This is a genomic window from Streptomyces sp. NPDC086147 (assembly GCF_040702165.1).
Lineage (GTDB): Bacteria > Actinomycetota > Actinomycetes > Streptomycetales > Streptomycetaceae > Streptomyces.
The window spans coordinates 21,618-28,542 of the sequence record NZ_JBFBJO010000037.1 but is presented as its reverse complement, the minus strand read 5'-3'; the positions used below and the strand labels follow the sequence as shown (position 1 = coordinate 28,542).

Genomic DNA, 6,925 nt, shown 5'->3' with positions numbered 1-6,925 from the left:
GGTGCGTCGTCATGAGCTGACGGATGTGGAGTGGGAAGTACTGTCCGGGTTGTTGCCGCGGTCGTCTTCGGGGCGGCCGCGGCTGGACGACCGGCAGGTGCTGAACGGCATCGTGTGGAAGCTGGGGACGGGGTCGGCGTGGCGTGATGTGCCGGAGCGGTACGGGTCGCGGAGGACCCTGTACACGCGTTTTCCCAGGTGGGCACTGGACGGGACGTTCACCCGGATGCTGGCCGCGGTCCAGGCGGAGAAGGACGCGGCCGGCGACGTCGACTGGCTGGTGTCGGTCGACTCCACCGTCGCGCGGGCTCACCAGCATGCCGCCGGCGCCCGAAAAAGGGGGCGGAGCCGGGGGACGAAATATGCGATCACGCTCTCGGACGATCCCGAGGCGGACTGACCACGAAAATCCACCTCGCCTGCGACGGCCGCGGCCGGCGGCTCGGCTTCGTCCTCACCGGCGGCAACGCCGCCGACCGCACCCGCTTCGAGGAGGTCATGGACACCATCAAGGTCCGCCGGGCCGGGCCCGGACGACCCCGAACCCGCCCGGACCACATCCTGGGCGACAAGGGCTACAGCTTCCGCAAGATACGCGCCCACCTGCGCAAACGAGGGATCGGCCACACCATCCCCGAACGCCGCGACCAGCGCACCCACCGCTCCCGACGCGGCCGCGTCGGAGGCAGACCACGCGCCTTCGACAAACAGCTCTACAAGAAGCGCAACGTCGTCGAACGCTGCTTCAACCGCCTCAAGCAGTACCGCGCGATCGCCACTCGCTACGACAAAACCCAAGAGTCCTATCAGGCGGCCGTCACCATCGCATCCCTCCTCCTCTGGCTCAACCCTCTTCGAAGACACCGCCTAGTGCCGCCGGGTTGGAGCCGGCTGTGGAGTATGACCGGCGGATGCGTGACAACTACTCCCGGATGGACGGTTGACTCTTCCTGGGACGGCGAAGGCTTTACGCGGGTTCGCATCTGTGGGCTACTACCGGCGAGGTGGTGATCTGCTCCGCAGGCGAGGCGACGATGTCGGATCCAGGCGGGTCATCCAAGTCTTGACCACTACGATCAGCGAATCCCCGGAGGCTACCTCTCCTGAGGGACTTCACCATCATGCGCTGTGAACTGGCAGGGCACCGCCACCGGAGGCCGGCCGTGCCCATGCCGACCTCAGTGCCCTGCACGCGGAGTCCGCGAACAGCTTCAGAAGGGTGGCACGGAATCGTGCGGCATCCACAGGATGCCCCTTCGGGCCGACGGCACGGTGGGGGCGACGCGACGGCATGTGTCTTCCGGTGACCTGCCCGAGGTCACCGGAGGACAGATACGGAAGACACCGTGGTACATGAGCGCGGGCGGCTGCCAGGGGCGTGGTTCTGGCAACGCTGATACAGGACAGTCACGTGGTACCCCACGATGTGCCGGGAGTTGGTGGGGGACCGGACCCTGTCCCTGAAATTCCGCACGATGTGCCCCGGGCCACCGCCGTCGGTCACAGGGCAGTGGCGGCGCGGACCAGTCCGGCGACCGCTGTCGAGCGGCTGTGCGGGGGCCAGGCGATGACCGTGGTGACGTGAGGGGCATCAGAGACCGGTACGGCTGTGAGGCCGTCGCTCAGGATGGTGCGGCCCGACTCCGGGACGACCGCGCAGGCGCGGCCGAGGGCGATGAGCTGGGTGAGCTGGGTATGGTCGCGCACCTTGGGGCCGGGGCCGTCCGGGAAGGTGCCGTCGGGGCGCGGCCAGCGGGGCAGGGGCAGGTCGGGAAGGCCGGTGACCTCGGCGAGCCGCAGGTGGGGGCGGGTGCTGAGAGGGTGGCCGGCCGGGAGGATCGCGATCTGGCTCTCGGTGTGCAGATCCTCGGTGTCGAACCCGGCCGTGTCGTCGAACGGACGGTGCAGCAGGGCCACGTCGGCCCGGCCACTGCGCAGTACCGGTGCCTGCTCGCCCGGCCCGCACAGCATGACGTCCACGGCGACAGCGCCGGGCTCGGCGGCGTAGGCGTCGAGGAGTTTCGCCAGCAGTTCACCGGAGGCTCCCGCCTTCGCGGCCAGGACCACGGCGGGTTGGCCCGTCGCGGCGAGGGCGGCCCGGCGTGTGCGTCGTTCGGCGGCCTCGACGGCGTCCAGCGCGGCTCGCGCCTCCTGGAGCAGCACCGTCCCCGCCCCGGTCAGGGCGACACCCCGACTGTCGCGCTCCAGCAGAACGATGCCCAGGCGTCGCTCGAGCCTGCCGATCGCCCGCGACAGCGGGGGCTGGGCGATCCCGAGCCGTTGTGCGGCCCGGCCGAAGTGCAGTTCTTCGGCGACCGCGACGAAATACCGCAGCTCACGTGTCTCCACCCCACCAGCCTAACGGGCCGGCCAGGAGCGATACCCGGGCGGTATCGCCGCCCACCCGGTCGGTCTTGGACGCCCCGCACGATGGGGGAGAAGTATCGGAGTCATGACTGAGACGAACACCGTGAACCACCCCAAGGTCGCGCTGGTGACCGGGGCCAACAAGGGCATCGGGTACGAGATCGCCGCCGGGCTCGGCGCGCTCGGCTGGTCGGTCGGCGTCGGCGCGCGGAACGAGGAGAGGCGCGAGGCCGCCGTGGACAAGCTGCGCGCGGCCGGGGCCGACGCGTTCGGCGTACCGCTGGACGTGACCGACGACGCGAGCGTGACCGCGGCGGCCCGGTTGGTGGAGGAGCGGGCCGGGCGGCTCGACGCGCTGGTCAACAACGCGGCGATCACCGGCGGCCACCCCCAGGAGCCCACCACGGTCGACGTGAACCGGGTACGGGCGGCCGTGGAGACCAACGTGATCGGCGTCATCCGCGTCACCAACGCCCTGCTCCCGCTGCTGCGCCGCTCACCGTCGCCGCGGATCGTGAACGTGTCCAGCAGCGTCGGCTCCCTCACGCTCCAGACCACTCCGGGCACCGATACCGGCCCGATCTCCATCGCCTACACGCCGTCCAAGACCTTCCTCAACGCCGTCACCGTGCAGTACGCCAAGGAACTGGCCGGCACGCACATCCTGATCAACGCCGTCTGCCCCGGCTTCACCGCGACCGACCTCAACGACTTCCGCGGGGTGCGCACCCCCCGACAAGGCGCGGTCGCCGCGATCCGGCTGGCCACCGTGGAGGGCCACGAGCCGACCGGCCGCTTCTTCAGCGACGAGGGAGAGATCCCCTGGTAACAGGCTTCCGGCTCACGCCTCCCCAGGGAGAGGGCGCATGCGCGTCCTCGTGACCGGCGCCGTCACGCCATGCCGGTGCGGCGGGCCACGGTCAGCGCCGGAGAATCCGGCCGGACCGGGCCACGCCCGCCGGGGCCGACTCGGTGCCGGAGACGTTCACCGGCACCGACGCTCCGGCGGAGACGCGGACCGTGGCCACCAACGGGCGTCCGAAGCTGCGGTCGGGACGGCACCCGAGGACACCCAGCCCTCCGCCATCACTCTCCCGGCCGCCGCGACCTCTCCGGCGAGTACCAGCAGGCCGACGTCGTCGTGCCGTCCCGGCGCACGCAAGTGGTCAGCCGCGCGGCGCCGGCGACCGTACGACCCTGCGGGCAGACGGTGCCGACATCACGGCTCCTGTTCGAAGACTTTAGAGATCTTTGATCAGGTAAAGGGCGTGGTGACCCACCACCGGGCAAGGCGCACCGCGTGATACGTGTGGTGATCGTCGTCCTCGTCCTCTGCGCCGCAGTCACGGCAGCCGTAGCCGGGACGGAGGCGTCGCCCCTGTGGTGGCTCGCCGCTGTTCCGCTCGCGCTCTCGGGTCTGCTGGGGGCACAGGATCTGCTGCAGCGCCGGCACTCGGTGCTGCGCAACTACCCCGTCCTCGGGCATGCCCGTTTCCTTCTGGAGCGGATACGTCCGGAGCTCCAGCAGTACTTCATCGAGCGGAACTACGACGGCCGCCCCTTCGACCGGGACGTGCGCAACATCGTCTACGAGCGTGCCAAGGGCACTGACGCGGAGGAGCCCTACGGCACCGAACGGGACGTGTACGAGGCCGGGTACGAGTTCCTCGTGCCCTCCATGGCACCCCGTGCGGTACCCGAGACGCCTCCCCGCGTATGGATCGGAGGGCCTGACTGCGACCGCCCCTACGACATGGCGCTGCTCAACGTCTCGGCGATGAGCTTCGGCTCCCTGTCGGCCAACGCGGTCCTCGCGCTCAACGGGGGCGCCGCGGCCGGCGGCTTCGCCCAGGACACCGGCGAGGGCGGTCTCTCCGACTACCACCTGCGCCCGGGCGGCGACCTCGTCTGGGAGATAGGAACCGGCTACTTCGGCTGCCGGACCGACGCGGGCGACTTCGATCCGTCCCAGTTCGCCGACAAGGCCGCCCACGACCACGTCAAGTGCGTGTCCCTGAAACTCTCGCAAGGAGCGAAGCCCGGCATCGGCGGTGTTCTGCCGGGGGCCAAGGTCAACGCCGAGATCGCCCGGGTCCGGGGGGTGCCCGAAGGCCGTACGGTCGTCTCCCCGCCGTATCACCGAGTCTTCTCGACCCCGCGTGAACTCGTCCGCTTCATCGCCCGCATGCGGGACCTGTCCGGAGGCAAACCCGCCGGATTCAAGCTCTGCGTCGGCTCGCGCCGGCAGTTCCTCGCCGTGTGCAAGGCCATGCTGGAGGAGGACACCACTCCCGACTTCATCGTGGTGGACGGAGCCGAGGGCGGAACGGGTGCGGCGCCACTCGAATTCGCCGATCACGTAGGCACCCCGCTCACCGAGGGTCTGCTCACCGTGCACAACGCCCTCGTCGGCGCGGGCCTGCGCGACCGCGTCAGGATCGGGGCGAGCGGGAAGATCGCCACCGGCACCGATCTGGTCAAGCGCATGGTGCAGGGCGCCGACTACGGCAACGCCGCACGGGCGATGATGTTCGCCGTCGGCTGCATCCAGGCCCAGCGCTGCCACACGAACACCTGCCCCACCGGCGTCACGACACAGGACTCCCGCCGGGCCCGCGCGATCGACGTCCCCGACAAGACGCTGCGCGTCCAGCGCTTCCAGGAAGCGACCGTGGCCAGTGCCTTGCAGATCATGGCCTCCATGGGCGTCACCGATCCCGCGCAACTGCGCCCGCACATGCTCCGCCGACGCATCGACCCCGTCACCGAACGCTCCTACGAAGAACTCTACGAGTGGCTCCGCCCGGGGCAGCTGCTCGCCGAACCGCCCGCCTCCTGGGCGGCCGACTGGAAGTCCGCCGATCCCGACCACTTCACCATCTGATCGCCGGAGGCCGGCACCACTGTGCGGCCCTCGGCCGCGCATCAAGCGGTGAACGCGCCTGGCGGTCCGCGCCGTACATGCGGCGGGTGGAGGCAGCCACGCTCTCCTCGACGGCGGTAACGGTCTCGGGCGACAGGTACTGGTTCAGGCCGGTAGGCACGGCAACTTCCGTCGCCGGATGGCCGGTTGTCCACCAGTACGGCGTCCACGAGGGTGCTGACAACCGATGCGACGGCGAGCCGTACCGTGAGCAGGGCAGTCATGCGCGCATCCCTACCTGCTGCATGGCGCTCTTGCCCACCGCGCAGGGCGCAGGGCCATGACTTCCTGAGCTCCTTGCCGCAGCAGGCCGGGCTCGGACTGTCGGCGGGGCGTTCTGGATCAGAATCCGGCGGTCGAAGTCGACGCTGCGGGCGATGGCGGCCTTGATGGCGCGGTGGTAGCGGTTCTTGCTCGGCAATCAACGCGAGGCATCTCCTGCTGTACAGCCCCCAGCGCTTGAGAAGGACTCCATACACACAGGGCGCAGATGCCGGGCGCGATCGCGATGATCCTGCCGCTGCTGCTCACGTCGCACAGAGCAGCCGAATCGCGGGTTCGTAGCCGAAGGGCTCTTACGCGATCCGTCGAGTCGCCCCCGTACTGTGGCGCTGTCGATAGCCGGGAAAGGCCCTGGCAAGTCCTGCGGAGTGATCTTGGTACAGCCACGCCACTGGACCCCGGTCCGAATTCGGTGCAGAATCCCGGCGATCAACTGCCGGTGATTCCGCCATCTGCCACAACGCCCTTTGCTGGCTGAACATCGAAGAGAGCGATGGAAGGTGGGGCCGGGGAAAGCACTGCGCGAAGGCGGGCGAGTATGGACCGCCACTGCTTCCAGTCCTCCGGGTCGACCCAGCTTGAAGCTAGCCCGTCCTCGTCGCTGGCGATGCGGGCGAGGGCTTCGTAGGCGAGGTCCCGTAGGTCGGCAGGGAACACGGGCATAGGTGTTTCCGGACCGTAAGGCATGTCGATAGGGTCGACTCCCGGGCATTGCGCTGCGATGAGTGCAGCTGCGGCCACCGCCTCTTCTGCTTCCGTGAGATAGCCGGTGGCGTCGATCGTCCGGATGAGGACGCCTCGGATCAGGGCTTCGCGCGCCTCGGGCTCGGCGTCGTCGAGAGCGTTGGCGAAGTCTGCGGCTGTGTCGTTGTCGAAGGGACCGGTATCCCAGGTACCCATGCTGATCTCCCTTGTGCAAGGTCGCCCGGATCCTCGCATCAGGGACTGACAATATGACTACGGGGCGAACAGGGCCCGCTTGCGTAGAAGCTGGAAGCCGGCGCGTCCGAACATCTGGCGCTTGAGCATTTTGATCCGGTTGACGCGGCCTCCTACGACTCCGGAGCTCCAGGGCAGCGTCAGGCCGGCGATGACCGCGTCGCGGTCTCGGTCGATGCCGGCCGCGAGAGTGTGGGGGCTGGGCAGGTCGTCCTGGCGGACGGCGTCGAGCCACTGCGGGAGTCGTTCCCCCTGGCGCTCGGTAAGCATGTGGGCGAAGAGCCGGACGTGACCGGTCAGGGCATCGAGTTCTGGGCAGTTGGCCAGGACGGACTTGAGCCGGAGCTGTTCGATCTCGGTCAGCGTCTCGGGTCGACTGAGGATCCGTCTCGTCACCACGCGGGGTGCCGGCGG

Annotated in this window: 5 protein-coding genes and 1 pseudogene; 3 read left to right on the top strand and 3 right to left on the bottom strand. The window is 69.3% G+C overall.

The annotated features are described in order from the left end of the window. Position 1: 1 nt before the first annotated feature. A pseudogene (locus AB0398_RS33515) lies at positions 2–846 on the top strand (IS5 family transposase); the annotation flags it as partial. A 654-nt stretch (positions 847–1,500) separates the two neighbouring features. On the opposite strand, the gene AB0398_RS33510 reads toward AB0398_RS33515, so the two are convergent. After that, entirely contained in the window at positions 1,501–2,349 is an 849-nt protein-coding gene (locus AB0398_RS33510; protein ID WP_366379449.1) for a LysR family transcriptional regulator, read from the bottom strand. A gap of 103 nt (positions 2,350–2,452) precedes the next feature. On the opposite strand from AB0398_RS33510, the gene AB0398_RS33505 reads away from it, so the two are divergent. Then, positions 2,453–3,196 (top strand): SDR family oxidoreductase, encoded by a 744-nt coding sequence (locus AB0398_RS33505; protein ID WP_366379448.1) that lies wholly within the window; start codon positions 2,453–2,455, stop codon positions 3,194–3,196. A 471-nt stretch (positions 3,197–3,667) separates the two neighbouring features. Beyond that, positions 3,668–5,251 carry an FMN-binding glutamate synthase family protein gene (locus AB0398_RS33500; protein WP_366379447.1) on the top strand — a complete coding sequence of 528 codons (1,584 nt, stop codon included), beginning with the start codon at positions 3,668–3,670 and terminating at the stop codon, positions 5,249–5,251. A 750-nt stretch (positions 5,252–6,001) separates the two neighbouring features. Here the strand turns inward: AB0398_RS33500 and AB0398_RS33495 are convergent. After that, positions 6,002–6,472 carry a DUF4259 domain-containing protein gene (locus tag AB0398_RS33495; RefSeq protein ID WP_366379446.1) on the bottom strand — a complete coding sequence of 157 codons (471 nt, stop codon included), beginning with the start codon at positions 6,470–6,472 and terminating at the stop codon, positions 6,002–6,004. Positions 6,473–6,529: 57 nt separating this feature from the next. Next, complete coding sequence (locus tag AB0398_RS33490) at positions 6,530–6,907, bottom strand: transposase (RefSeq protein WP_366379445.1); 378 nt, start codon at positions 6,905–6,907, stop codon at positions 6,530–6,532. Between the last annotated feature and the right edge of the window lie 18 nt (positions 6,908–6,925).